Consider the following 22,495-nt stretch of genomic DNA (forward strand, 5'->3'; position numbering starts at 1 on the left):
GCGTGCACCCTACGACACCCGATGGCCGGTATTTTGTGGTCAAGGGACAACTCTGGCGATGTTCCAATCCGTCCCTGAGCGAAGAGGTTCGTCAGCGACGCGTGGATGAGTTGATGGCTGCCCGGCGCAAGGTCAAGGCAGCCAAGGCGTGCACGGATACAGATGCACTGAAAGCCGCCCGGGCCGGGGTTCACCAGGCCAAGGTTGCGCTTGGCGAGCGCGGCGACGTCTGGTGGACTGACGGGGCCAGGGATTTCAATCGGTGCAAGGTGGAAAACACACCCTATGCGCAGTGGTATCTTGAGTTGAATGACCCAGCAGCCCTCAAGCTGTGACCGCATGGACAGTCCGTTGTCTGGTCATTTAATTGCTCTGGGGCAACCCACGTTTATCGCCACCCAGCCGCCTATCGCGGCCCTGAGCCGTCTGTCAAAGCGCAACAGCACCTCAACACACTAACCTGCTGGCCCTCAAGGTAGCTGCTGTTCAATCACCCCCAGCCACCCCATGCCGGGATAAGTCTCAAAGCCCGGGGTCATTGAATAGCCTTGAATGCTGTTGTTGGGCAGTGTGCTGTAGCCGGTGGCCTGCCCCGCTCTGGTCTGCAAATCGATACTGTGGCCCAACGGGCTTTGGGTGTCGGAACTGGCAATTATCCTGTGGCTGGCATCGACCATCATCACTCGGGTACGGGTGCGCTCCTCATCACTCAGACGCACGCCATTGATCACCGAGTCCGACTGATTCTTCCAGTCAAAGAAAATCCCGATGACGCCGATCACAGGTGAGTGTTTGCCAGCGTTACTGCGCACGGCTGCACTGAACGCACAGGTTTGTGAGCCGTTGAGCAAGGGCTCTACAGCGACTTCACCGGCAAAGTATTGATCGCCCGACGAGTGCCGCACCGCCTGCTTGAACCAGGTCGCGTCATTTACATTCGCGCCGATAACCTTGCCGAAGGTATCGGGCCGACCGGACGCAATCACGCAGCCTGTTGTATCGGCAACCCAGATGTCCAGGTACACCGTATAACTGTCCAGAATGACGCCGAGGCGCTCACTGGAGTGAGCGCGATTCTGCGCAGTTGGGGTCATCAGTACATCAACCAGCGATGCATCGGTCGCCCACCAGCGAACATCGCACGTGCGCTCGTACAAATTGCGATCAATGATTTCGATCAGGTTCAGCGCGAGGTCTGCCAGCCGCTGACCTCGTACATCAAAACACATACCCTTACCAAGTTCGGTCAGTTCATTGACCGACGCTTGCAAGTCTTGAGTCAGACCGCTGGCAATCTTTGAAATCTGCTCGGAGATATTCTTCACCTCCTCGGCCACCACTGCAAACCCCCGACCGGCTTTACCTGCATGCGCCGCTTCGATCAGCGCGTTTATTGCCAGCAATCGAGTCTGGCGGGTAATCAGTTGTATGTCGCTGACGCCACGAGTCGCCAGCGATTCCACTTCACGGGACAGGGTCACAATTCGTTCGGGTTCGATCATTTTCTTTCTGCTTCAATGAGTTACCGTAGGCGGCAGCCATCGCACAATCGTCGTGCAAAAACAGAGTGGAGGAAGTTGTCATTCTCAAGGGCGCGGAAGTCTGGGCTTCCTGTTTTTATCGACTGATGTCGCAATGCCCTCAACCCCGCTAATGTAGTTTTGAAGGTCGACAATCTGCAAGCATTGCGCACGGAACGTTTGCACTACAGATTTCAGGAGCATGTGTGCGGGGGGCTTCGGGCTGAGTGCAGGCGCTCAGCTGTTGACGCTTTCTAGCTGAAACCTCGTTGCTTGCAATGCAGCCTCGCCCACGTCGGTAAGACCGAAAATAATATGCTGCACATAGGGAAACGAAGCGTCGCAGGGCAATACGGCACCTGAAATCAAAAGGCCTTCTTTCACGAGATGATCAATCATCTCCATGAACTCCCCTATTGCCGGAACCGCTGGCTGGAGACGAATCAAATTCAGGTAAAGCTGACCAGACGTCATCTTTCCAGGGCGGAAAAAATGGGCGTTGTTAACGATTTCCAGCACGGCCAACTCATCGGAAAAATGATGATTACTCACAGTGACCTCCCGCTTGCGCAACCATGGCCCGCCTCTCCGGCCAGGTCAGGGTTCAATCGACGTTGGCAAGTGACTACCCGGCTTCAGAAACTCCATCACTTCAGCAGTAACGGAGGGATGATCAATCAGTCGGTTATGACCCAGCCCTTCCGTGGTGAAGAGACGCGCTCCGGGCCATAGTTTTGCGAATCGGGCACCGTTTTCCCAAGGGACTTCACGATCGTGGCGGTCGTGAACAATAAGCGCCGGGCGGTCGAGCAGATGTAGTCGCAGAGAAGCGTCGTAGTCCGCGAAACGCTCGCCCGTCAGAGCATGTATGTCTGCCTCAAAGGGAACGAATACCTTGTGTGCAACACCGACGCTATCAAACTGTTGAAATACGCTCTGGGCTGGCACTAGATACGGTGCAATCAACACAAAGCGCTCGGGACGCCATTGCTCATCCTGAGCAAATACGGTTGACGAGGCCCCCATCGAATGGCCAATCACGGCCGCCGGTTTTCCAAAATGGCGGCCGACGTGCCGAAGCACTTTCACGAACTGCGTCATGTGGCTGATATCGCCAGCGCTTAATCCATGAGCAGGCTGATCAAAACCAACCACCGCATAGCCCATCGATCGTAACAACGGCACCCAGCCGACAAAACGCATCGCGTAGCTCGACCATCCATGGGAGAACAACACATAAGGTTGACTGGAAGGATCTCCCCACACGTAGGTGCAGATCTTGATCCCGTTCAGTTCCAGAGTGCCCGTTTGCACATCCGCCGATGCGCTGAGCGCAGCGGCAGCCTTGGCACGTCCGGCGGCCTGGGGTGTCACGAAACGTCGGGCAAGGTATCTTCCGGTGGGGCCCGGTAGAATACGGCTGGCAAGCATGAAGGTGCCACGCAGCGTCAATAATCGAAGCCTGTTGGTAAGTTTGCTCATCGGTATTCTCCGCGCCAACCATAAGACCTTGCGCAATTAGAGCAGCCTATCTTGTCAGTGACAAGATAGGCTGTACGATGGATGTATAACTTTTATTTCATGACAGGGAGCTTCGTATGCCGACCTCAGATAACCCGCGTACTTACCACCATGGCAACTTGCCGACCGTCTTGCGGCAGGCGGCATGGGACATCGTGGGGGAAGCAGGCATGCGAGGACTCTCACTGCGTGAATGCGCAAGACGGGCGAACGTTTCACACGCCGCACCTGCGCACCATTTCGGCTCTCTGGAAAACCTGATGGCAGAGGTGGTGGCCGATGGTTATGAACGGATGGTCGACGCTATTCATGCCGCACAGCGTGACCTTGACGACTGTGTACTGGGCTGCGGGATAGGCTATGTCAATTTCGCTAAGAACTACCCACAGCACTTCCGGTTGATGTTCGGAATGGGCGGGGTCAACCGCACATTACCCAGGTTGCTCACTTCGGGCGAAGCCACGCTGCAACTGCTTCGTCAGTCGATACGTACGGCGTGGGTCGCAAAAAATGGTGCCGAACCAGACCCGACAGTGCTTGAGCAACGCACCTTCCTCGCCTGGAGCACTGCGCATGGGTATGCCTCGTTGGCGATCGACAGAAAGCCGGATGAACTCTCTGTGGTCTCGGCCGAATCGATACTCAAACCGATGGCGTCTTTTTTGCTTACACCATAGCGCTCCGCGCTCCGCAAATGCGGCCGGGCCTCCACGTCCACTTAGCCCTCTGAAACGCCCTCTGCGCCGCATCTCCAGAACGGCGAAAGCAACCGCGCGCACGATTCTCCTTCCTCCTCGCCTCTGAATACAGGGCGCGCACGACCTCGCCGCATTTTGATGTCGATCAACATCAATACGTTGACATTTTAGATTTAGATCGTAATCATAACACCAAGGATCAATTGGCAGGGCCCTTCAGCGTCAGCGTCGAATGCCCTGCCGGGTGACCGACAATCGCAGGCGCAAACGCCTGGCTGCCCTCATTGCATTACTTGTCAGGACATCACCAATGACTACTCTCCCCACTGTTCTCATCACTGGCGCTTCCAGCGGTATCGGTGCCATTTATGCCGAGCGATTTGCCCGTCGCGGCCACAACCTGGTGCTTGTCGCACGTGACAAGCCACGCCTCGATGCTCTGGCAGCACGGCTGAGTGAAGAAAACAACGTAGCTGTCGAAGTGCTTCAGGCCGACCTGACCAACTCTGCCGACCTCACAGCGCTTGAAACTCGCCTGCGCGACGATGCCAGCATCGGCGTCCTCATCAATAACGCAGGTATAGCTCAGTCCGGCGGGTTCATTGAGCAGAGCGCTGAGGCCATTGAAAAACTCGTCGCCCTGAACATTGTTGCGCTGACGCGACTCGCCGCCGCAGTGGCCCCTCGCTTCGCGCAGTCCGGTACCGGTTCAATCGTCAACCTCGGGTCGGTGGTGGGCTTGGCGCCAGAGTTCGGCATGACCGTTTACGGTGCTACCAAGGCCTATGTGCTGTTCCTGTCTCAAGGCTTGAACCTGGAACTGGCAGCCAAGGGTGTGTACGTCCAGGCGGTCCTGCCTGCTGCTACCCGCACCGAAATCTGGGAGCGCGCCGGTATCGACCTCAACACCCTCCCCGAGGTGATGGACGTTGAAGAACTGGTCGATGCAGCGCTGGTGGGCTTCGATCGTCGCGAACTGGTGACCATTCCGCCACTGCACGTTGCAGGTCGTTGGGACGCGCTTGATGGCGCGCGGCAAGGGTTGCTGTCGGACATTCGACAGGCGAACGCCGCAGAGCGCTATCTGACCAAAGCCTGAAACCGGGGTACCCATCATGAGTAGCTCAAATCTGCAGACTCATTCGGCGCAGTCGTTTGTCCAGGCGCCTAATAAAATCGCAACAGTCGCAGGCATTGCCTTCGCCTATCGCGAGTCAGGTTTGCGTGGTGGCGTGCCGCTCTTGTTGCTCAACTACTGGGGCGCGGTACTGGACGATTTCGACCCGCGCATTGTTGATGGTCTTGCTACCAGGCATCACGTTATCGCCATCGACTATCGCGGGGCTGGTTTATCGACCGGCACCGCGCCGCTGACGATAGGCGAGATGGCTCGGGACACCCTTGAGCTTGTGCGGGCAATGGGCTACAGACAAGTGGATCTGATTGGCTTTTCAATGGGCGGTTTCGTGGCCCAGGACCTGGCATTGAAAGCACCCGATCTGGTACGCAAAGTTATTCTGGCAGGCACCGGACCGGCAGGCGGACACGGTATCGAGCGCATAGGTGCGCTGTCCTGGCCACTTATTCTCAAAGGCTTGCTGACGCTGCGAGACCCCAAGGTCTATATGTTTTTCACCTCCACACTCAATGGCCGACGCGCCGCCAGAGGCTATTTGAGCAGGGTGAAGGAACGCACCGTCGACCGCGACAAGCCGCCGACGCCTCGCTTGCTGCTTCGCCAACTCAAAGCAATCAAAGCCTGGGGAAAACAGCCAGCGCAGGATCTTGCACGCCTGCGGATGCCTGTACTTATCGTCGTCGGGGACAGCGACGTCATGGTCGCAAGCGAGTTGAGTCGCGATATGAGCCAACGTCTCCCGCAAGCGCAACTGGTGGTTTATCAAGACGCGGGCCACGGTTGCGTCTTTCAGTACCACGCCGACTTCGTCTCAACGGCTCTGGGGTTCCTTGCATAAAGCGTTCGAACTTCAACTGCGCATCGTTTTTAAAAACAACCCATCACTGTCAGACGACCCTGGAAATCTAGCGTCATGAAAGCACTTACCTTCGAAAGCTATGGCAAGTCGCCTGAAATTGCGATAACGCATGTGCCTCTGCCAACCATCAAGCCTGATGAACTGTTGGTTGAAGTTCACGCGGCCGGGTTGAACCCGATCGACAACATGATTACCACAGGCACGTTCAAGGCCGTCCTCAAACACGAACTACCCGCCATTATGGGCAGTGATCTTTCCGGCGTGGTCATAGCAGTAGGCAAAGCTGTCACCCGCTTCAAGGCGGGTGACGCCATTTTCGCCAGTATCTTTGACCTCGGCAAAGGTAGCATCGCCGAATTTGCAGCCGTGCCTGAGCGCGCTGCTGCACTCAAACCGGCGAATCTGGATTTCGTACAAGCGGCCTCCATTCCAATGGTCGGGCTTACATCCTGGCAAGCCTTGAAGGAACACGCCAATCTTCAACCCGGCCAGAAGGTATTCATACCTGCCGGAGCTGGAGGCATCGGCACCTTCGCTATTCAACTGGCAAAACACCTGGGGGCCAACGTCGCCACGACCACCAGTACCGGCAATGTAGAACTGGTGCGCAGCCTGGGTGCAGATGAAGTGGTGGACTATAAAAAGCAGGCGTTCGAGCAAGTATTGCGCGACTACGACCTGGTGCTGGGTACAACGCGAGGAGACACGATTAAAAAAGCCGTCGGCATCCTCAAGCCAGGAGGCTTAATCGTCTCCCTCGTCGGGCCACTGGATAAAGCGTTCGCCAAGGCTCGTCGGATGAATGCCTTCTTCACTTTCCTCTTCGGGCTGATGAGCCACTCGATCAGGCGCCGTGCGAGAAAACACCACGTGACCTACTCGTTTCTGTTCGTACGCCCGCAGGGGGCTCAACTCGAGAACATTGCCGTGTTACTTGAAAGCGGACAAATCAAACCCGTCATTGACAGAGTCTTTGCGCTGGAGCAGGCCAAAGAAGGACTTGAGTACCTGGCCCGAGGGCGTGCCAAAGGCAAAGTAGTGGTGAAGATCAGGTAAGTGTCGGTGACCCGCGTTTTAAATTCCCCACATAAGCAACTTGTCGGCCCCCAGCCTTTTGAACACTGGAGCATCACATGAGCACTTCTTCCGGAAAAACTGCCATTGTCACCGGTGCATCATCCGGTATAGGTCGCGCAACGGCCGAGGCGCTGGTGCACTCGGGCTATACCGTATTTGGCACGAGCCGCAAGATTGGCGAAAGTGCAACGCAGGTGTCCATGCGTACTTGCGACGTAACTAACGATGACTCAGTCGGCGCGCTCGTTTCCAGCGTACTTGCGCAGACCGGGCGGATCGACCTGCTGGTCAACAATGCAGGTATTGGCCTGATAGGCGGCTCCGAGGAATTCTCGATACCCCAAGTGCAGGCGTTGTTTGATGTCAATCTGTTCGGCGTCATCCGCATGACCAATGCGGTATTGCCGTCGATGCGCGAACGTGGCCAGGGGCGCATTATCAATATCGGATCGATTCTGGGCCTGATACCCGCGCCCTACTCTTCTCATTATTCGGCGGTCAAACATGCGCTGGAAGGTTATTCGGAATCTCTGGATCACGAAGTGCGCGCCTTCAATATTCGCGTCTCGGTCATTGAGCCGGCCTTTGTACGAACCGTCTTCGATCAAAACGGCCTTGAGCCGGACCGGTTATTGAAGGAATACGATCAGGCCCGCGCAGAATTCAAGGCATTGCTCGCCGATGTAATGCCGAAAGCCGATTTGCCGGAAGTGGTGGCGGCTGTAGTGCTGAAAGCGGCGAGCGATGCCCACCCCAAGCGTCGCTACACTGCCGGCAAGACAGCCCGACAAATCAGCATGCTGCGTCGCTTTGCGCCTGCCGGGATGTTTGACAAGAGCCTGCGCAAGGAGCTTCGTTTGCCGGCCTGAAATGCACGCGAGACGGCCACTTCAGGGGCGGTGCTTGAGCTGGATAGTCGGGGAATGTGGTGGCGCACGATGACAGTTCAGACACCAGACCACACCGCAGACCAGCAAGGCAATGGCAGCCAGCTCGTAGCCGTCGGGTAGTCGGCGCTCCCATAAGAAACCGAAAACGAGCGCCGCCAGCGTTTCAATCACAAGCACTTGCCCGCTGAGTGCCAAGGGTAGAAGTCGGCTCGCCTGATTCCAGCAGGCACCACCCACAACCGAAGACAAAAGGGCAACGCCACCGGCCACCACGAGAAAATGCAGCCATTCGGAAATACCATAGGTACCCGCTTGAGAACCCAGCACGGGGGCTGCCAAAAGCAGTGATTGAGCGCCTGTCATGACGCCCATAAGCAGCGCCCAGTCATGCGCGGAGACGTTGGCGACCTGCACCAGCCGCCGGGCATTGCTCACCGCAAACCAGCTCCACGTCAGCAACGCACCTGTCGCGCATAAAATCCCGACAATATTTGCCGCTGTATCGGGCCTTTGGTCATTGATCAGCGCGTGCCAACTGATAAGCACAACGCCTCCCACCGCGCAGCACAGTGAGGGGAAGAGCTTGCGCAGAGAAACGGCATTTGACCTGCCAGGGTTACCAGCACCGGAATAAGCCCGACAATCAACGATGTTGTGGCGATACCGACCAACTGCACGCCTGTGCCCACCAGCGAGTAGTAGATGAGGTTGCCGATCAGGCTAAGCCAGAAGAGTGACTTCCAGTCGGCCATGGTGAGACTGGCGCAAACACGCCGCCAACGCAGCATCAGCAGGGCTGCAGAAATCGCGCCGTAACAGAGAAATCTTATGACCGCGAACTGCAAACCGCTCAAACCCGGAGTCAGCTGCGGGCCCAGGAAGATCACGCCCCAGCACAGGCCGGCGCAAACGCCATAAATAATGCCCTTGAGCAATGATCGATCAGCAAACATTTCACCTGCGCTCCAACGCCTAAAGCATGAAGTCTGGAGCGTCGGGTCTGGACGATCTTGTCGGTAACTGCGGATTTTTTTACCCGGACTGTTTTTGCGCTTTACGATAAACCGCCGGGGTCGTGGCGCTCAAACGTTGCATGGTACGCGTCAGCGATGCCTGATCGGAAAAACCTGCACGCAAGGCAATCTCGGCTATCGGCAGCGAGGTGCCACGCAACCATCGTTGGGCCTCCTGTATGCGTAGTTCAGTCAGCCAGGCTTGAGGACTCATCGCGAATAATTGCCGGAATTGCTGGTGCAGCTGGCTCATGCTCATGTTTGCGACTTGGGCCATGGCCTGGTTGCTCCAGTGTGCGCCAGGATTTGCTCGCAGACGGGCTATCAACTGCTCTATCGGGGACGAAAAACGGCAGGTGTCCGAGCCAAGGGACGACAGAAGCAGAGGTCCCAGCTGTGAGGCAGTAATGGCCAGTTGCTGGTTACCGATCAGCTCGGCGAATTCGATAAGCCGACGGGTCGCGGGAGAAACAGGCACATATATTTTCTCGGCCAGACGCCCCATCTGCACTGTTTCCAGCGTTGTCGGTGCGCAGTCCAGCACCAGAAAACGGCTGTCGACGTGAGTCTCTTGCGAGTGCAGCGAACCTGGCTTTACCAGCGCTGCCAACGACTGATCGATAAAGCCACCGCGACCGTCCACGTCAATCTCCATTCGGCCACGAATCGGCAGTACCAACTGAGCATGGTCGTGACAGTGCTGAGGGCTTTGCGTCTTGTAGCTGCGAACTTCAAGGCTTAGAAACATTAGTGCACCACTTGCCGTCTGGTGATATTCAAGGTCTGGCGCTCCACAGTGCCTGCGCGCATGCTTAGGCGTTCAGCGGCTTCAGCAACAGTCAGTCCTGATCCCGCCCTTTGCCTGATCGACGCCGATCAGCATCTGCTTAAGCCGGCAGCAGCAGGCAGGCACGACAGGTGTCGATCAATGTATCAAAAAGGGCAATGTCCGACCGGCTTCTTGCAATGAGCTGAGCGCTCGCCACAGCGGAAAAATCGCCTGACAACAGCCACGCCCAGGTCAGCCTTGCCTGGAAAGTGGTAGTCAATACTGGCTGGTTGGCCCCCGTTTTCAGCGCTCAAACCTGAAGTCCTTGGTATTCTATTTGACTGCGCTCTAGTGACGCGTGAGTGCAGCTCAAGACAGACAAGGCCCGTGCCTGAAATACACAGGTCTTGCCAGGCCGCTTAGTGCAAAGAAGGGAAAATAATGCAGCACGCTTCGCTGAACCGTTTTCATATTGGGCTGCTCGCCTTGCTTTTGCTGTGCGTGACCTTGCCAGCCCTGGCCCAGAATAGCCCTGCACCTCAAATCGATAGCGCCAGTAGCGCATCCCCGGCAGTGGATGCACCGAGCCTGGACGACTTGAGCGAACAATTGGATCAGATCCGTCAAAAAGTGACGGGCAGCGCCAACGATGACCTGCTTTCAAGCCTGCGGCAGGCCGCTTTGCAGGTCCAGAAACAAGCCGACAATCTGACTGCCCGACAAGCTGTCGACATCGAACACCTGAATGATCAGCTCAACATTCTCGGGCCGGCACAACCGGACGAGGCGCAAAGTCTGACCAGTCAGCGCAAGACATTGACCGCTCAGAAAAACGCGCTGGTCAATGATGAACGCCAAACCAACACGCTAAGCCAGTCAGCCCGGGACCTGGCTACGCAGATATTCAATCTGCGCCGCAGCCTTTTCGATTCGCAGATCAGCACGCGGACAGCGAGCCCGCTCAGCTCGGCGTTCTGGTCCACGCTGATTCGTCCTACCGATGACGATCTGGGACGCTTGAACAGACTTCTGGTGGATGTCCGTCAGGTGCTCAACAGCACCCTGGCACCGGAAAACCGTGTGCAATTCATCAGCATTGTGGTCGGCGCGCTGTTCGTATGGGTAGTTGTTCGCCGCCTGCTGGAGCGCTTGCTGATCTGGTCGATGATTCGCTGGCTACCCGAAGGCCGCCTGCGGCGCAGCGCCCTGGCACTGGCTGTAGGGCTATCGACCATTCTCACCATTACCGTTGCCACGTCCTTGTTGCGCTGGGGGATCGTGCGCAATGCGGTGCTCAGCAACGACGTGGTCAACCTGCTCGATCAGGTGCAGACGCTGATCACTTTCTGCGCCTTCATCGTCGGTCTGGGCCGTGCCCTGTTGATGCGGGCACACGCCTCGTGGCGCCTGCCGCAAATCCCTGACCAGATCGCCACGGCACTGGGCCGCTTCCCGCCAGCCCTGGCGCTGGCACTCATGATCATCGGCACGCAGGAGCGCATCAACAGTGTCATAGCCAGCAGCCTGGCCCTGACGGTGGCGGTCAATGGCCTGACGGCGCTGGCGGTTTCGCTGGTGTTTTTCTACGCCCTGGTGCGCTACCGCCGAACCCGCCGACGCTTTGAGCTGGAGCGGCCAGCAGGTTTCGTCGGGCTGCTTCCCTTTATCGTTGCGGTATGGGTCGGCCTGAGTTTGCTGGCGTTGCTCAGCGGCTACCTGACACTGGCGTACTTTCTGGCGGTGAAACTGCTTTGGGTGAGCGTGGTAGCGTCCACTGCTTATCTGCTGATCGCCTGCTTCGGTGACATCTGCGAGACCCTTCTGTCGCCCAAACAACCTGGCGGCATGGCGCTGGGTTCGGCGCTGGGCTTGTCCGCCCGTCATCAGGCCCAGGCAAGCACTGTACTGGCAGGCATAGGCCGTACCCTGCTGTTGCTTACCGCATTGCTGCTGGCTTTCCTGCCTTCGGGTTCCAGCCCGGGCGACCTGCTCGCAAGTTTCACTCAAATGGACGTCACGTCCAAATCCCTGGGCAACCTGAACATCGTCCCCAGCGATATTCTGATGGCGCTGATTTGCCTGGTTGTCGGCCTGCTGGGCGTGCGTGTACTCAAGGAATGGTTCGGAGAACGCCTTCTGCCCGAGACCAACATGGACGCGGGCATGCAGGCCTCGCTGGTGACCTTGATCGGCTACATCGGCTTTGTGCTGGTGGTGGCCGTGGTGATGTCCACGCTCAAGATCAGCCTGACCAATTTGACCTGGGTGGTCAGTGCGCTATCGGTGGGGATAGGTTTCGGCCTGCAAGCCATTGTGCAGAACTTTATCTCGGGCCTGATTCTGCTGACCGAACGCCCGGTCAAAGTGGGAGACTGGGTAAGCCTGGCAGGGGTCGAAGGCGATATTCGCCGGATCAACGTACGTGCGACCGAAATCCAGATGGGCGACCGCTCGACAGTGATCGTGCCGAACTCGCAGTTCATCACGCAAAACGTGCGCAACGTCACCATGGGCAATGCGTTGGGGGTGGTCGGAATCACGCTTACCCTGCCCCTGGAAACAGATGTTCTGCAAATACGCGAGCTGCTGTTACAGGCCTTTACCGAGCATGAAGCGATACTCGACACGCCTGCACCTTCAGTCACCTTCAAAGACCTGACCAATACCGGTTTGATCATCAGCGCCAGTGGCTACGTGAACAGCCCACGCTCGGTGGGCGGCGCACGGAGTGACCTGTTGTTTACGGTCCTGGGGCGTCTGAGGGAGCTGGGTGTAGCGCTGTCTGCGCCGCAGAGCATGGTGTTGATCAATGAGGGGGCCGGGAAAGAGGCGCCAGAAGAGAACCCGTGATACTTCAGGGCTGGAGCGGAGCGGATGAAGCAGCCAACTGGGCTCACCTCAGTTCAGGCGGCTGCCACATACCTCTGAAAGCCGACGCTGTGCACGTCATTGCAGCGCTGGAGGGGGATCTGGTTGCTGAAGTGAACCGTATGACTGATGGCAAAGGCGCGCATGGCCTTCGATCAGGTTGGCGGTCCTGAGGTTGTAAACATCCTTCGCGCACTGCCGTATCTGGGCATTTTCTTCCAGTATGGAGCGCTTGAGACCGCAGACCTGAGTAGTCCTGTCATGGAGTTACTGTCCAAGGATCTGACCATTCGTGGCTGCCAGCTCTTTAGAAATCAGCCAGAACGTCTGAAGTGTGCCAAGGACTTCATCATCAAGGGCTTGAAAGCAGTGCTCTGCAGCCAGTGGTTCCATAAGTCTTCCCGTTGAAGCGCATCAGTACATGGAATCCAATACGCAGATTGGCAAGATAGTGATCGAACTGTGATACGTGAACCACTTGATCGGTCGTGAGTGATGTCGTGTTTGGGATCAGTTGATCGCCAGCCGACACCGCTATTTTTGCTGGCCGGTGCATTGCAATGATGTTATGTGTGCATGACTAAATGCGCAGATGCTGAATAGAACTTTAAAGGCATTCTGCAGAAAAATTGTGAGCATATGTGCCTGCTTGATCTTTTGCCGAGTACTGCCCTAATAGTGCTGGGAAATCGGCCGAATTCTGGGTCAGTTTCGGATTTGAGACCCAGAGGAGTGCCGTTTCGAGGAGCGCCTCCCCTTTACAACAAGGTCGCAGAACCCAAGGGTAAACCTACAAGTTTTCCTTAAAATGAGAAATAGTGTGCTCGATGTGTGTAGAACTGCTCACATCTTGAGGCGGAGTCCATCTAATGTGTCTTTTAAATCACGTGAATCGCCCCGACTTTAACCTAGGCATTGTATTTCTCGGTTCTAAAGATCACGCGAAATATAGATTGGAATTTCTCGGTCCCAGGTGCCTACCCCCTCAATATCCAGCTGAAATCTGAATGGAAAAAATCCGTTAGAACCATGAGTTGACAGCATTTCTACGACTTCGACTTTACGAACAGACATCAACGGCGTCATCCGTTGGTTCGGGTCGTGCTCTGCATGTGGTATACACGCCATCCGAATGGTCTCGAGTTTAATCAGCCTAGATAGCCATGGCGAGCCAAAAAACACCTGTGCATACTCCCGAATTCGAGTACCCAAAGAAGGATGAAACCAAATTTCTCCCCGGTTTGTAGACAGGCAAAGCTTTATTTTTTGTGGGAGCGAATCTAAACCGCGAACGGTAGCCAGATCCCCATTCGTAATGAAAATATCATTAACTTCGTTTAATGCGATGTCCATAGGAAGATTATGAGCGTCGATGCGAGGAAAACTTTCAATTACAGCTACAGAGAGTGATAGCTGGTTGTGTTGCTTTGACCACCGAGGACCAGCTGCTAATTCGCGTCCATCGCCAATTGCATTGACGAGCACAAACCGATCGTAGAGATCAAGGTTCGTGAAGTTCTCACCAAAGCGGATAAGGTCGCTAAGATCCCCGACAACGAAATGATCTAGTCGGAATGACCATATATTTTTTTCGATGCCTATAAGTTCACCAGTAAATACTAGGTCGGGGCCAAGAGCAATAAAGTCGCTGTCTAATGTCGGGGCGCTTGTTCCCGCTAAACGAGCTACCTGTGCTGTTTCATGCGCCAGTTTTATTTCATGTAGGCGGTGCGTAGGGAAGGAGTCCTTGTCCACGTCAATCAATCGGCTATGGGTTTGGCACAACCAAATTCCATTCAGTATGGAGGATCGTTGTTCCGGCGTCATAGAGGAGTCATACCTAGGGCCGCCCGGGGCAGCAGCACTTATATGGGAAGCTACTCCAATATTCACATGCTTGTCCGGTCCAGCTTCGCTCGGGCCAACTGTCGGTCTTCTGCACTCCGACAGAGAGCAACAATACCCCGCACGCAATGCAAGAGCCCTTATCGTAGGCTTGCTAAAGCCGTCGCGTTTTTCCTTCACTAATAGGCTTGAGTCTGAACCGCTATGGCTTGTCATTGTTTACAGGCTTCCCTACCGATTGGCGTACTGATACAGCTTGGCATCAGACGGCGAGCATTGTCGATACTGCGTGAGCCCACTAACCCGGCAGGTCTTTTGAGCTTCTGCTTCTAGCCCGTCGGCTGTCTTTCGAGTGTCGCTAACTTCTAAACTGCTCGACGACAGATCTCGGGCTGCGCCCGACTCGTAGGCTGTCGCACTACATCCTAAGTATTTCGATAGTCGTTCCGCTCCACGTGGCTCGTCGTTCAGACTGCTTGGCTACCGATTGCCGCCCTTCGGCTGCGTGTGGCGATCAGGCAGTCCTGTGTCATCTTTGCGAGTTGCAGCTCAGAAATCCGAGGACGCGTCACATTGAACATTTGAGCGGCCTGAGCCTGGGTAAGGTTTTGAGACTCGATGACGTCACGATTCGATAAGCGCCCGGGCCGTCTCCTCGACGTTCATGAAATTAAACAGCATCTATTTTTCCTCCGTAGTAGTCAAAAAATCAGGTGACCGCGTTCACAAATTCGGCCAAGCCAATATCACCTTCAATGAATCGCTGCTCATGACGCTTGTCATCTGCACTCGGCGTGAAGCCTTCCAAGGCAAAGGAGGCGCGAGCATAGTTCACTGCATCCTGTCGTCGGATGCGCTCAACTTCGCTGATAACGAGATTTTTTGGAATTGCATCCATTTGTATCCTCCTTGGTCGCTCGGTGCGCGGTGGCCTGTGCTACTGCTGGAATAGCTCGTCGATCAGGTGCTGATATTCGGTACATTTTTCCTTGCTACGCCGGTTGATCATCAATGGTCGTATCACCTTCGTCCGAATTCGATCTCTTGCTATCGATCAAAGGTCTCACATGCTTAGGTATGGTCCATGGAAGAGGGTGTGTTTTGGTTTGTAAGGCGTTGAACTGGTCTTGCAGCAGCTCACTCAGGAGCTCATAAGCTTTAAGCGTCAATGCGTACTGCTCAGTCAAAACTTCAATAACCGTACCCAATGTAATCGCTTCCCGAACAGAAACCGCCCATGCTTGTTTTTTGGTGGTCTCTGACATGCCGCCGCAAGGTTTAAGGCAGCCTGGCATTTCGATATCGCTCAGTTCAACTGAAGATGTGAGGCCTAAGCCAATATTCCGAGGATGGCCATGCTCGGTCGCATTCCGAAAGTTTCCAGTAAGCTCGCTTATAGCTCCAAAGCTCAAACCCTCACTGAGTATAGGCGCAAGTTTCTTCCATTTCTCCCAAGGTTGGCCAACCCTGGAAGCAATTGGCATATTCATGTTTCCCTTCCCGGACCAAGCTAACTCAGTGTGATCAGGGTGTAGAACTCGATTCGCATGTGAGCAGCACACAGCTGCCGCATACATAAACCGGCCTCTAATGGCTTGCGGAGCACCCAAAGCCAGCGTCGAATGCGGTCGGATGTGCTCAAGTAATAGGTCATATTGCTCAGATAGATCGCATTCCTCATAAACCTGTACCCATGCTTTTAGCGTAAGCAACGAGCGAGCAATATCGTTCACAGAGTTGAACAACTCGCGTGAAAAGTCGCTTGCTGCTTCAACGAATAAAATCATTTGGCCACTCATAGTCTGTCCATCAGCCAGGGGCTGAAGAATGGGCCGATCAATCCGAGGAAGCTTTCGTGCATAATTGCGAAACTTCGTGTAAAGCTCTATCGCTCTGTCGTCAGACATCGTCTTGTCATCCTTTTCCCTCAACTCGCGACCAGGGCAGCTTTGGCCTGGTCATTCAGTTGTTTTGCCAGCGCCTCGCCGATTGCCGTCAGGTCGTAGTCACCGTACGAGTAAGCCACCAGCCCGCGCTTTTGCAGCGCTTCGCAGGTGCGCACCCGAGCAGCACAGGACAGGGGACCATGCACGCCGAAGTCATCCCAACCCCAGCCGGTCCCCAGCTTCATCAGTACGTTTTGCATCGGCTCACTGAGCTTGGCGGTCATGGTCTGTTTTCCGCGGATTCGGTTGTGTTTGCCGAAGCCGGTCAACTTCATGCCTGGTTGCTGGTTCACAACCCAGCAAGCCAAGTCGATCAGTCGTCTTCGCCTTCGAGATCATCTAATCTTCGATGGTATTCCTCATGCTCATCCCAATTGAACTCGTCGATTTGTATGAGAACAATTTCGTCATCGGTCTTGCCGTACCAGACGCCACCTTCAGATGTTTTATCGGGATATGTAGAATCTGACTCGGCTTCCCAATCCTCGTTCCGGGGTGTTGGGCGAACGTTTACAGTATCTTCGTGCGGGAGTGTCATACGCTTTCCTGTTAGATCTGATTGCCTAAAATGGCGTATTTCTACGTCCTCAGCCCCTGTTTTCAGGCCAAGGCCTGGGGTACAGCAGAGCAACTTTTTCTCAAACTAAGTTATTCCGTCCAGTATCTCCTCGCTGCTCGTCAGGATCAACTACAGGACCTAACTCTTTTACTTTGGCGACAAGAAGTTTTATGTCCTCCTCGGTATTGCCTTCAAGCTCTATATCTCCAACCTTCAAACGCAGCTTGCGCCCACTTTTTCTGCCCACCCATACAACAACCGCAGCAGTGAGAAAAGGAACAATAGCTTGGGTCATTGGAATTAAGAATTCACCAGTGAAGCCGCCTGTGGCTCCTGCACTGTCAAAGACAGCAAAGCGAGGATTGATAACAATCCCCGAAGCATCGACGGTATCCCTAAACTGGCGCAGTTCATCTTGGTAATCGGCCCCGAAATCGGCCTCGTCATCTTGGGACCGTACTAAACGGATGGAAATTTCCTGCTCTTCAGCCATAGCCGACTCCTTTTTCTCTCGGTCCTAGGGAAGCGAAAGCGTCCATTTATACGTCATCGGCCCCGGCTTTTGAGGGCTAGGACTTGGGTACAGCGTCGTTTCCCTCAACTCTTCGTCTGATGCGCAAGCCTGATGATTTCGGCTACCGCCTGGACAAACTCAATGCGGGTTTCATCGCCCACTTGTTCCAACTCTTGGCCAACTCCGCGACGGTCCCCAAGGTCAGCCAATACCCCCCGAGCAGCGGCATGCGCCCAATCGACGGCAGGCGATGGGGTATCATTGTCGTCGTATGGAAATTCCGCTCCCATCTTAAGGCTTGATTTTGCACTCATGACTTTTTTCCTACTTATTTTTTCGATCTGAGCGTGCTGCACTCCAGAGTTTTATTTGTTCCCCGCACGCTTCAAACTCACTCACCAAGTACTTCTTATCGTCTGGCAGTACGGCGATGTTGCCTTGTTTGAACTGCTGCATCTGATGGGAAATGCTCATTTGCTGAGCGTTAGCCTGACTGATCTTTGTTTTGCTGACGACATCGAGCAGTTCAGCAGGAACACATGCTGGAGTTGTGTAAAGCTCATCGCTGTACGGTGTACCCGTCAGGGCTTCAAATTCCTCAAGTGCTTCAAGATAAATGCTATTCATAGAGCCTTCTTCGTTCTCGAGGACGCGAAAACCGCATCCTAACACTGCCAAAGCCCGCACTCGGCAGGCTTGTAGGTACTGCGACTTTTCCATTGTGTCTGTGAATGTCGGCAACCGACTCACTGAATCGATCCACGACAGGCCTGGGATATCGGGCTTATTTGCCCTGTGACTGCAGCTCTGGTTGCCCCTCTTTACTCGTAAGCCCCACCATCCAATGACCGCCTGGCTCCATGGCTGCAGTTAAAAGGTCGTAGGTTTTAATCATGTCGATCAATCCTGAGTGCCCGTACACACTGGGTGAAAATGCTGGGTCGGTTCGCTTTAAGTAGGCCCCCAGCAGGCCGGCTGTCACCTTCCCCTCTGTTGCTCCACTGGCCAACAACGACACAGCCTCTACAACAAACTTGGGCCTCCGCTTAACCACAGGTGATCCATGATCCTCCTTGTCCGAACCCGTTTTGGGAGAACAGTCGGACTGGGTATCCAGGGTAGTGGCTGCTATTGGCTCTGCTGCTGGAGCCGGGCGGCTCCACTCGAAGAACTGGTCACTTGCATTCCGTAATGCGTCAGGTGTTTTAGCCTCACCAACAATGCACACTGATGCGCCACGCTCGCGGAGCTTGCGGCAAAGGTAAGCGAAGTCAGAATCACTGGTAACCAAGCAGAACACGTCAGCTCTATGGTCAAAAAGCGCTTCCATAGCGTCAAGGGCAAGGGCTATGTCAGATGTATTTTTACCAGAGGCGTATTGGTACTGCAGGCAAGGCGTGAAAGCCTGGCGCACTAAAGCTTCCTGCCATTTGTTGGCGAGAGTGGCATGGTTGCCATAGCCACGTCGCAGAACGATTCGGCCAAACTGTGCACCCACTCGGAGGGCATGCTCTAAAACGTCAGGTGAGACATTGTCGCAGTCCACCAGCACTGCAACGCGTGCTTCACCAGGTGTAGGGTGAGAAGCCATCTTCGATCTCCGTTCTATCAGTGATTGTCAGTAGAAGACCGTTTGAAACGGTGAGGAATGAACTGATCGTCTGACGTTCATTGAACGACAGCACAGCGCGCAACCTCATCATCACCAAAGAACTGGTCGCGGCATGTTGTTAGGATCAGCTTCTAGCCTCGACGCTAGATCGCGATCAGACACACGGCGCAACGCCTCGGCTGCCACAAACTGAGCGCGCATCGCAAGTACCATCAGCTCGATCCGGGTCATGCCGTGCGATGCATATCGGGTACCGACATAGTCAGGGAAATGCGCGATAGCGCCGCGAAGGCGATCGTCGTGCGCAGTCGAGACCTCGCCGATCAGCGCGTCGGCTAGCTTAACAAGGTGGTGCGACAATTTGCGGTATTGCGCCTCGGTCCAGCCGCGCGCGGCAAGTGCCCCTTTGAGCGCCAGTTCGGCGGTCAAGCAGATCGTCTGTACGGCCGCGTCTATATCGGTGTCACCGGCGAGGATACGAGCGGTCGCCGCGAGGGACGAGCGCGCATTGGCGAGTAGCTGAGGCGCATCCCCAGTCCCACGCTCCAGATCACTGACGCCATATGCGAAATCCCACAGGTCGGCGACGCCATAAACGGCACGCCAACCCTGTTCTGGATATTGTTCGAATATAAGTTTCAGCTCACCGCGCGGTATCTCGATGCAGTCGATGAGATCAACCGAAACGGACCCATATCCGACGGCGATTCGAACCGGATACATCTGGTCACGCAGCGCCACGCCGCCCTTGAGCATCGCTGGCATCGAGAAATCACCTGCGGGATAGAGCGTATGGTAGATCGCCATGAGCGGGTCCCACATCGCCTTGTCGAACACATCGCCGGAAATGCCGTTGGCCTTCATCCAGGCCATCGCCACGTGAAACGGCCGTTGGTGCAGTTTAAAGCCCTGCGTGATCAGTTCGTCGTCGCGTCGCCGCACGAACTCCTTGTCGATGGTCTTCGTCATAAAACTTCTCCGCCAGTTTGGGCTTAACGCGGGGAGATGCGTTCAAAATGAACGCAACCCGAACTCATTAATATCCGTGGTCGCACTAATCAGCATCGGTGAATTCTCTGCTCGATCCTGGACGCGGGAATCGCGCCTCTCTCTACGGCCTCGGCCCCGGCTTGCGGCCTAGGCTTGGGGTGTACCTGGTCGTTTTCCCAGTTAGGCTGGTTTGTGCAGAGGTTAAACGCCGCCAAAAATCGTCGTCGGTGCATCTGGCCACTCGCGCCGGATCGTGTCGAAGTCGCGTTCATCAAACATCCGCAAGAACCGCATCCCGTCGTCGGTTCGCAAAGCAAATTGGATAGCTGCTATCGCAGGAACATTGGAGGTGATCCACCAACCCTTTTCCTGAACACAGCTCAAATTTGTAGATGTGACCCACCAATCTGGGTCTTCAAAAAATTTCGAATTTAGAGCGGTCACTTTATCTGTAAACACGGTTATTGAGCCGTTCTCGCCTAGTCCCTCTACAGGTGGAACTGCATGTACCCGCATCACAACACCAGCGGGAATTTCCCATCCGATCGCATTCACCCGCTCACGCAACACTTCGTCGATAATGATCATTAAGCTTTCATCTTTCGGGTTTTCCTATCTATCAGAAAGCGGACGCTGGCCCGCCATTTCTGCTGAAATCAGACGTCCCTTGAATCAACGCAGCGGTGAACAGTGAGCGATCTACCAGAAGCGCGACTCCCTCTTTGCTTTTAGGATCGAATTTACACACTCTCCAGAAACCGTACTTGTCACCAAAATCGATGAATACCGGTGTTGTTGTGTGCCAACGGTGAAACAATTTGCTCCTGCCGTACCATCGAAAAAATGCAAATCCATCGGCATCAGGTCGGCTTCGCATATTGGAAAAATTTACGGAGTCAAACTCACTTTTTGACCCATCGATTACCCACACCATTCGCTGGTAGAAACTCTCACGGGCGTTTACTTCTGCTGGATCGATAGTGGAACGTTGAAACTCGACAACCACTCCATGCTCCGTGCGAACGTCGGCAATGTGTTTTTCGCCCGTAAGTGCTTCGTATTGGACGACTTCCTGCCAGTCCTCCGGGAACCGATCCTTCCACTGTCGATGCCATTCTGTTTCGGCCTCCCACCAGCGATCACAGGTGCTCAAGGACAGATGAGACCAGTGCCAAATGACATGCTTTCCACATTTGGCAACAACCTCCCCATCGCAGGCGCGGCATACCCCTCGCATTTTGGGCTGTGCCTCAGACTTCACTCCGTTGACGTTCGCATATCGCATTTAGGAATTCCTATAAGACTTCAGCGACTACAAACTGCGTAGCGGTTTCGAACAGTCCCACAACAATCTCTCGATCCTCGCGGGCGAGCTTATAGGCGTCGGCAAAGTGCTCGAACCGCTGCGCAAGCCCCGGACTCTTTGTCCAGCTTCGGGATGTAGCGAGCGGGCTATCCTTGAAGTCCGATAGAAATTCATCGCTCGCTGGAATGTGGACGACATATCCGAGAAAAGGAGCATCCTGGGGGAGTCTCAACTCCTCACGAACGTCATTCAAATCGCGCCGGACTAGGCCAAGCGACTCGGCGGTTTTACGCTTTGCTTCAGCGGATTGGGCCGAGCGCTCTGCTTGAGTACCACGTTGCTTTGCTTCTCCCATTTGGGGTTCCTCCTTCCCTTAAGACTGCGCTTGGGCGCGGGCCTGTTGCTCCAGCTCCATGCAACGCAGACCTGGGCTAATCCGGCACTGCCGACGCTCACGAAAAAGCCCCATGATCCAATGAAAAAAGCTACCGTCATGGTAGCTTCTGCAAGCTAAAACCTATTTCTTTGAGGACTTGCTAGGCTTCAAATCGGGATTATTTCCTTGTGTATCTTTATTGTCACGACGACGCTTATCCACTTCGCCGGTTGATTTAGCAATTGGCTTTGGGCCTGGTTTAATAGCCATTAGACTTCTCCTTAAAATTAAAATCGTTTACCCCTATAGCCACAATATTGCAGGCTAAAGTTAGGTTCGACCCCAGAAAAATGGATCCAATCAATACTAATGATGCCACTATGCCAGCGCAATCGCAAAAGCATGTCGGATTGTTGCTTGATCCACAGTCAAATAGGGTTTGCTGTGATCAAGGCAAGCATGACCGAGGATGGTCTGTACCGTCTCCACGTCGCCAGTCGCAGCCAGCACCTTTGCCGCCAACGAGCGCCGTCCGCTGTGCGATGAACCTTGCTTTATGCCCGCCTGCCGATAAAGCCTGCTGATTGTCTGTTGGACCGAATCACAGGCCCGGTACACCTCTGGCCCACTGTCCAGCTCGCGTTGCTTAAACGCCAATTCAAATGCATGGCTCTTGTGTGTAGTGACCAGTTTTGAACCTGAGCGCAGGCCTCGGTATTCTTCAATGCCGGAAAGGCCCCAGCGGCGGCGCAAGCGAACTGAGATCCAGTCTTCCAGGGCGGCAAGGCATCGTGGATGAGTCAGGTACACATTGCGCGGTCGACAGCCCTTGGTGATTTCTGCGCGTAGTTACACTTCGGGCTTGATAGCCCCGCTGGGATACAGCACATCAGTGACCTCCAGCAAGGCCAATTCGGTGACGCGAACCCCAGTGGTATGTGTGAGCCACAAGAGCATCACGTCGCGCTCTGGTAAACGGCCAGTCACAGATGCT

Annotated in this window: 27 protein-coding genes and 3 pseudogenes; 8 read left to right on the forward strand and 22 right to left on the reverse strand. The window is 54.9% G+C overall.

Annotated elements, in window-relative coordinates; translation table 11 throughout:
• Positions 1 to 2: 2 nt before the first annotated feature.
• A complete protein-coding gene (locus AO068_RS23510; protein WP_058399998.1) occupies positions 3 to 335 on the forward strand; it encodes a hypothetical protein in 333 nt (110 codons plus the stop codon).
• A gap of 135 nt (positions 336 to 470) precedes the next feature.
• On the opposite strand, the gene AO068_RS29535 is transcribed toward AO068_RS23510, so the two are convergent.
• The 3 genes from AO068_RS29535 to AO068_RS23525 form a co-directional block, all read right to left on the reverse strand.
• Positions 471 to 1,502 carry a methyl-accepting chemotaxis protein gene (locus AO068_RS29535; RefSeq protein ID WP_058399972.1) on the reverse strand — a complete coding sequence of 344 codons (1,032 nt, stop codon included), beginning with the start codon at positions 1,500 to 1,502 and terminating at the stop codon, positions 471 to 473.
• A 255-nt stretch (positions 1,503 to 1,757) separates the two neighbouring features.
• Entirely contained in the window at positions 1,758 to 2,072 is a 315-nt protein-coding gene (locus AO068_RS23520) for a hypothetical protein (RefSeq protein WP_058399997.1), read from the reverse strand.
• A gap of 45 nt (positions 2,073 to 2,117) precedes the next feature.
• Positions 2,118 to 3,002: an alpha/beta fold hydrolase gene (locus tag AO068_RS23525; RefSeq protein ID WP_058409612.1), complete on the reverse strand. Its 885-nt coding sequence runs from the start codon at positions 3,000 to 3,002 to the stop codon at positions 2,118 to 2,120.
• Positions 3,003 to 3,118: 116 nt separating this feature from the next.
• Between AO068_RS23525 and AO068_RS23530 the strand changes: the two genes are divergently transcribed.
• The 5 genes from AO068_RS23530 to AO068_RS23550 all read left to right on the forward strand — a co-directional run bounded on the left by AO068_RS23530 (position 3,119) and on the right by AO068_RS23550 (position 7,682).
• Positions 3,119 to 3,718, forward strand: coding sequence for a TetR/AcrR family transcriptional regulator (locus AO068_RS23530; RefSeq protein WP_058399970.1), 600 nt, complete (start codon positions 3,119 to 3,121; stop codon positions 3,716 to 3,718).
• A gap of 331 nt (positions 3,719 to 4,049) precedes the next feature.
• Entirely contained in the window at positions 4,050 to 4,838 is a 789-nt protein-coding gene (locus AO068_RS23535; protein ID WP_058399969.1) for an SDR family NAD(P)-dependent oxidoreductase, read from the forward strand.
• A gap of 16 nt (positions 4,839 to 4,854) precedes the next feature.
• A complete protein-coding gene (locus AO068_RS23540; protein ID WP_058409613.1) occupies positions 4,855 to 5,715 on the forward strand; it encodes an alpha/beta fold hydrolase in 861 nt (286 codons plus the stop codon).
• Positions 5,716 to 5,790: 75 nt separating this feature from the next.
• Positions 5,791 to 6,792 carry an NADP-dependent oxidoreductase gene (locus tag AO068_RS23545; RefSeq protein ID WP_058409614.1) on the forward strand — a complete coding sequence of 334 codons (1,002 nt, stop codon included), beginning with the start codon at positions 5,791 to 5,793 and terminating at the stop codon, positions 6,790 to 6,792.
• Positions 6,793 to 6,869: 77 nt separating this feature from the next.
• Positions 6,870 to 7,682, forward strand: coding sequence for an oxidoreductase (locus AO068_RS23550; protein WP_058399966.1), 813 nt, complete (start codon positions 6,870 to 6,872; stop codon positions 7,680 to 7,682).
• Positions 7,683 to 7,703: 21 nt separating this feature from the next.
• Here the strand turns inward: AO068_RS23550 and AO068_RS23555 are convergent.
• The 3 genes and pseudogenes from AO068_RS23555 to AO068_RS29390 form a co-directional block, all read right to left on the reverse strand.
• Positions 7,704 to 8,656, reverse strand: a pseudogene (locus AO068_RS23555) (DMT family transporter).
• Positions 8,657 to 8,735: 79 nt separating this feature from the next.
• Complete coding sequence (locus tag AO068_RS23560) at positions 8,736 to 9,464, reverse strand: helix-turn-helix domain-containing protein (protein WP_058409615.1); 729 nt, start codon at positions 9,462 to 9,464, stop codon at positions 8,736 to 8,738.
• A gap of 139 nt (positions 9,465 to 9,603) precedes the next feature.
• Positions 9,604 to 9,711, reverse strand: a pseudogene (locus AO068_RS29390) (TetR/AcrR family transcriptional regulator); the annotation flags it as partial.
• Between the two features lie 215 nt (positions 9,712 to 9,926).
• Between AO068_RS29390 and AO068_RS23565 the strand changes: the two are divergent.
• Positions 9,927 to 12,335 (forward strand): DUF3772 domain-containing protein, encoded by a 2,409-nt coding sequence (locus AO068_RS23565; RefSeq protein WP_058409616.1) that lies wholly within the window; start codon positions 9,927 to 9,929, stop codon positions 12,333 to 12,335.
• Positions 12,336 to 12,482: 147 nt separating this feature from the next.
• Complete coding sequence (locus tag AO068_RS29065; protein WP_177342404.1) at positions 12,483 to 12,761, forward strand: hypothetical protein; 279 nt, start codon at positions 12,483 to 12,485, stop codon at positions 12,759 to 12,761.
• Between the two features lie 522 nt (positions 12,762 to 13,283).
• Here the strand turns inward: AO068_RS29065 and AO068_RS23570 are convergent.
• The 16 genes and pseudogenes from AO068_RS23570 to AO068_RS23635 form a co-directional block, all read right to left on the reverse strand.
• Positions 13,284 to 14,180: a hypothetical protein gene (locus AO068_RS23570; protein ID WP_058409617.1), complete on the reverse strand. Its 897-nt coding sequence runs from the start codon at positions 14,178 to 14,180 to the stop codon at positions 13,284 to 13,286.
• Between the two features lie 485 nt (positions 14,181 to 14,665).
• Positions 14,666 to 14,818, reverse strand: coding sequence for an XRE family transcriptional regulator (locus AO068_RS29460; protein ID WP_122265299.1), 153 nt, complete (start codon positions 14,816 to 14,818; stop codon positions 14,666 to 14,668).
• A gap of 89 nt (positions 14,819 to 14,907) precedes the next feature.
• Complete coding sequence (locus AO068_RS23575) at positions 14,908 to 15,096, reverse strand: antitoxin VbhA family protein (protein ID WP_058409618.1); 189 nt, start codon at positions 15,094 to 15,096, stop codon at positions 14,908 to 14,910.
• A 94-nt stretch (positions 15,097 to 15,190) separates the two neighbouring features.
• Positions 15,191 to 15,997: a hypothetical protein gene (locus AO068_RS23580; RefSeq protein WP_147467808.1), complete on the reverse strand. Its 807-nt coding sequence runs from the start codon at positions 15,995 to 15,997 to the stop codon at positions 15,191 to 15,193.
• A gap of 128 nt (positions 15,998 to 16,125) precedes the next feature.
• Entirely contained in the window at positions 16,126 to 16,419 is a 294-nt protein-coding gene (locus AO068_RS23585) for a hypothetical protein (RefSeq protein ID WP_177342406.1), read from the reverse strand.
• A 38-nt stretch (positions 16,420 to 16,457) separates the two neighbouring features.
• Positions 16,458 to 16,682, reverse strand: coding sequence for a hypothetical protein (locus tag AO068_RS23590; RefSeq protein ID WP_058409620.1), 225 nt, complete (start codon positions 16,680 to 16,682; stop codon positions 16,458 to 16,460).
• A 100-nt stretch (positions 16,683 to 16,782) separates the two neighbouring features.
• Positions 16,783 to 17,196, reverse strand: coding sequence for a hypothetical protein (locus AO068_RS23595; protein ID WP_058409621.1), 414 nt, complete (start codon positions 17,194 to 17,196; stop codon positions 16,783 to 16,785).
• Between the two features lie 104 nt (positions 17,197 to 17,300).
• The gene (locus tag AO068_RS23600; RefSeq protein WP_058409622.1) at positions 17,301 to 17,531 is read right to left on the reverse strand and encodes a hypothetical protein; all 231 of its coding nucleotides are present in this window, start codon (positions 17,529 to 17,531) and stop codon (positions 17,301 to 17,303) included.
• Positions 17,532 to 17,541: 10 nt separating this feature from the next.
• Positions 17,542 to 17,844 (reverse strand): hypothetical protein, encoded by a 303-nt coding sequence (locus AO068_RS23605; RefSeq protein WP_058409623.1) that lies wholly within the window; start codon positions 17,842 to 17,844, stop codon positions 17,542 to 17,544.
• Between the two features lie 157 nt (positions 17,845 to 18,001).
• Positions 18,002 to 18,808, reverse strand: coding sequence for an NYN domain-containing protein (locus AO068_RS23610; RefSeq protein ID WP_058409624.1), 807 nt, complete (start codon positions 18,806 to 18,808; stop codon positions 18,002 to 18,004).
• A 111-nt stretch (positions 18,809 to 18,919) separates the two neighbouring features.
• Positions 18,920 to 19,798, reverse strand: a complete 879-nt coding sequence (locus AO068_RS23615) for a hypothetical protein (protein ID WP_058409625.1) — start codon at positions 19,796 to 19,798, stop codon at positions 18,920 to 18,922.
• 222 nt (positions 19,799 to 20,020) lie between these two features.
• Complete coding sequence (locus AO068_RS23620) at positions 20,021 to 20,407, reverse strand: hypothetical protein (protein ID WP_058409626.1); 387 nt, start codon at positions 20,405 to 20,407, stop codon at positions 20,021 to 20,023.
• Between the two features lie 31 nt (positions 20,408 to 20,438).
• Positions 20,439 to 21,104: a competence protein CoiA gene (locus AO068_RS23625; protein WP_004666846.1), complete on the reverse strand. Its 666-nt coding sequence runs from the start codon at positions 21,102 to 21,104 to the stop codon at positions 20,439 to 20,441.
• 10 nt (positions 21,105 to 21,114) lie between these two features.
• Positions 21,115 to 21,480 carry a hypothetical protein gene (locus tag AO068_RS23630; RefSeq protein ID WP_058409627.1) on the reverse strand — a complete coding sequence of 122 codons (366 nt, stop codon included), beginning with the start codon at positions 21,478 to 21,480 and terminating at the stop codon, positions 21,115 to 21,117.
• A 162-nt stretch (positions 21,481 to 21,642) separates the two neighbouring features.
• Positions 21,643 to 21,771, reverse strand: a complete 129-nt coding sequence (locus tag AO068_RS29465) for a hypothetical protein (RefSeq protein ID WP_255300967.1) — start codon at positions 21,769 to 21,771, stop codon at positions 21,643 to 21,645.
• Positions 21,772 to 21,879: 108 nt separating this feature from the next.
• Positions 21,880 to 22,458, reverse strand: a pseudogene (locus tag AO068_RS23635) (tyrosine-type recombinase/integrase).
• Between the last annotated feature and the right edge of the window lie 37 nt (positions 22,459 to 22,495).

The sequence above is a fragment of the Pseudomonas sp. ICMP 3272 genome, assembly GCF_001466905.1.
GTDB classification, from domain to species: domain Bacteria; phylum Pseudomonadota; class Gammaproteobacteria; order Pseudomonadales; family Pseudomonadaceae; genus Aquipseudomonas; species Aquipseudomonas amygdali.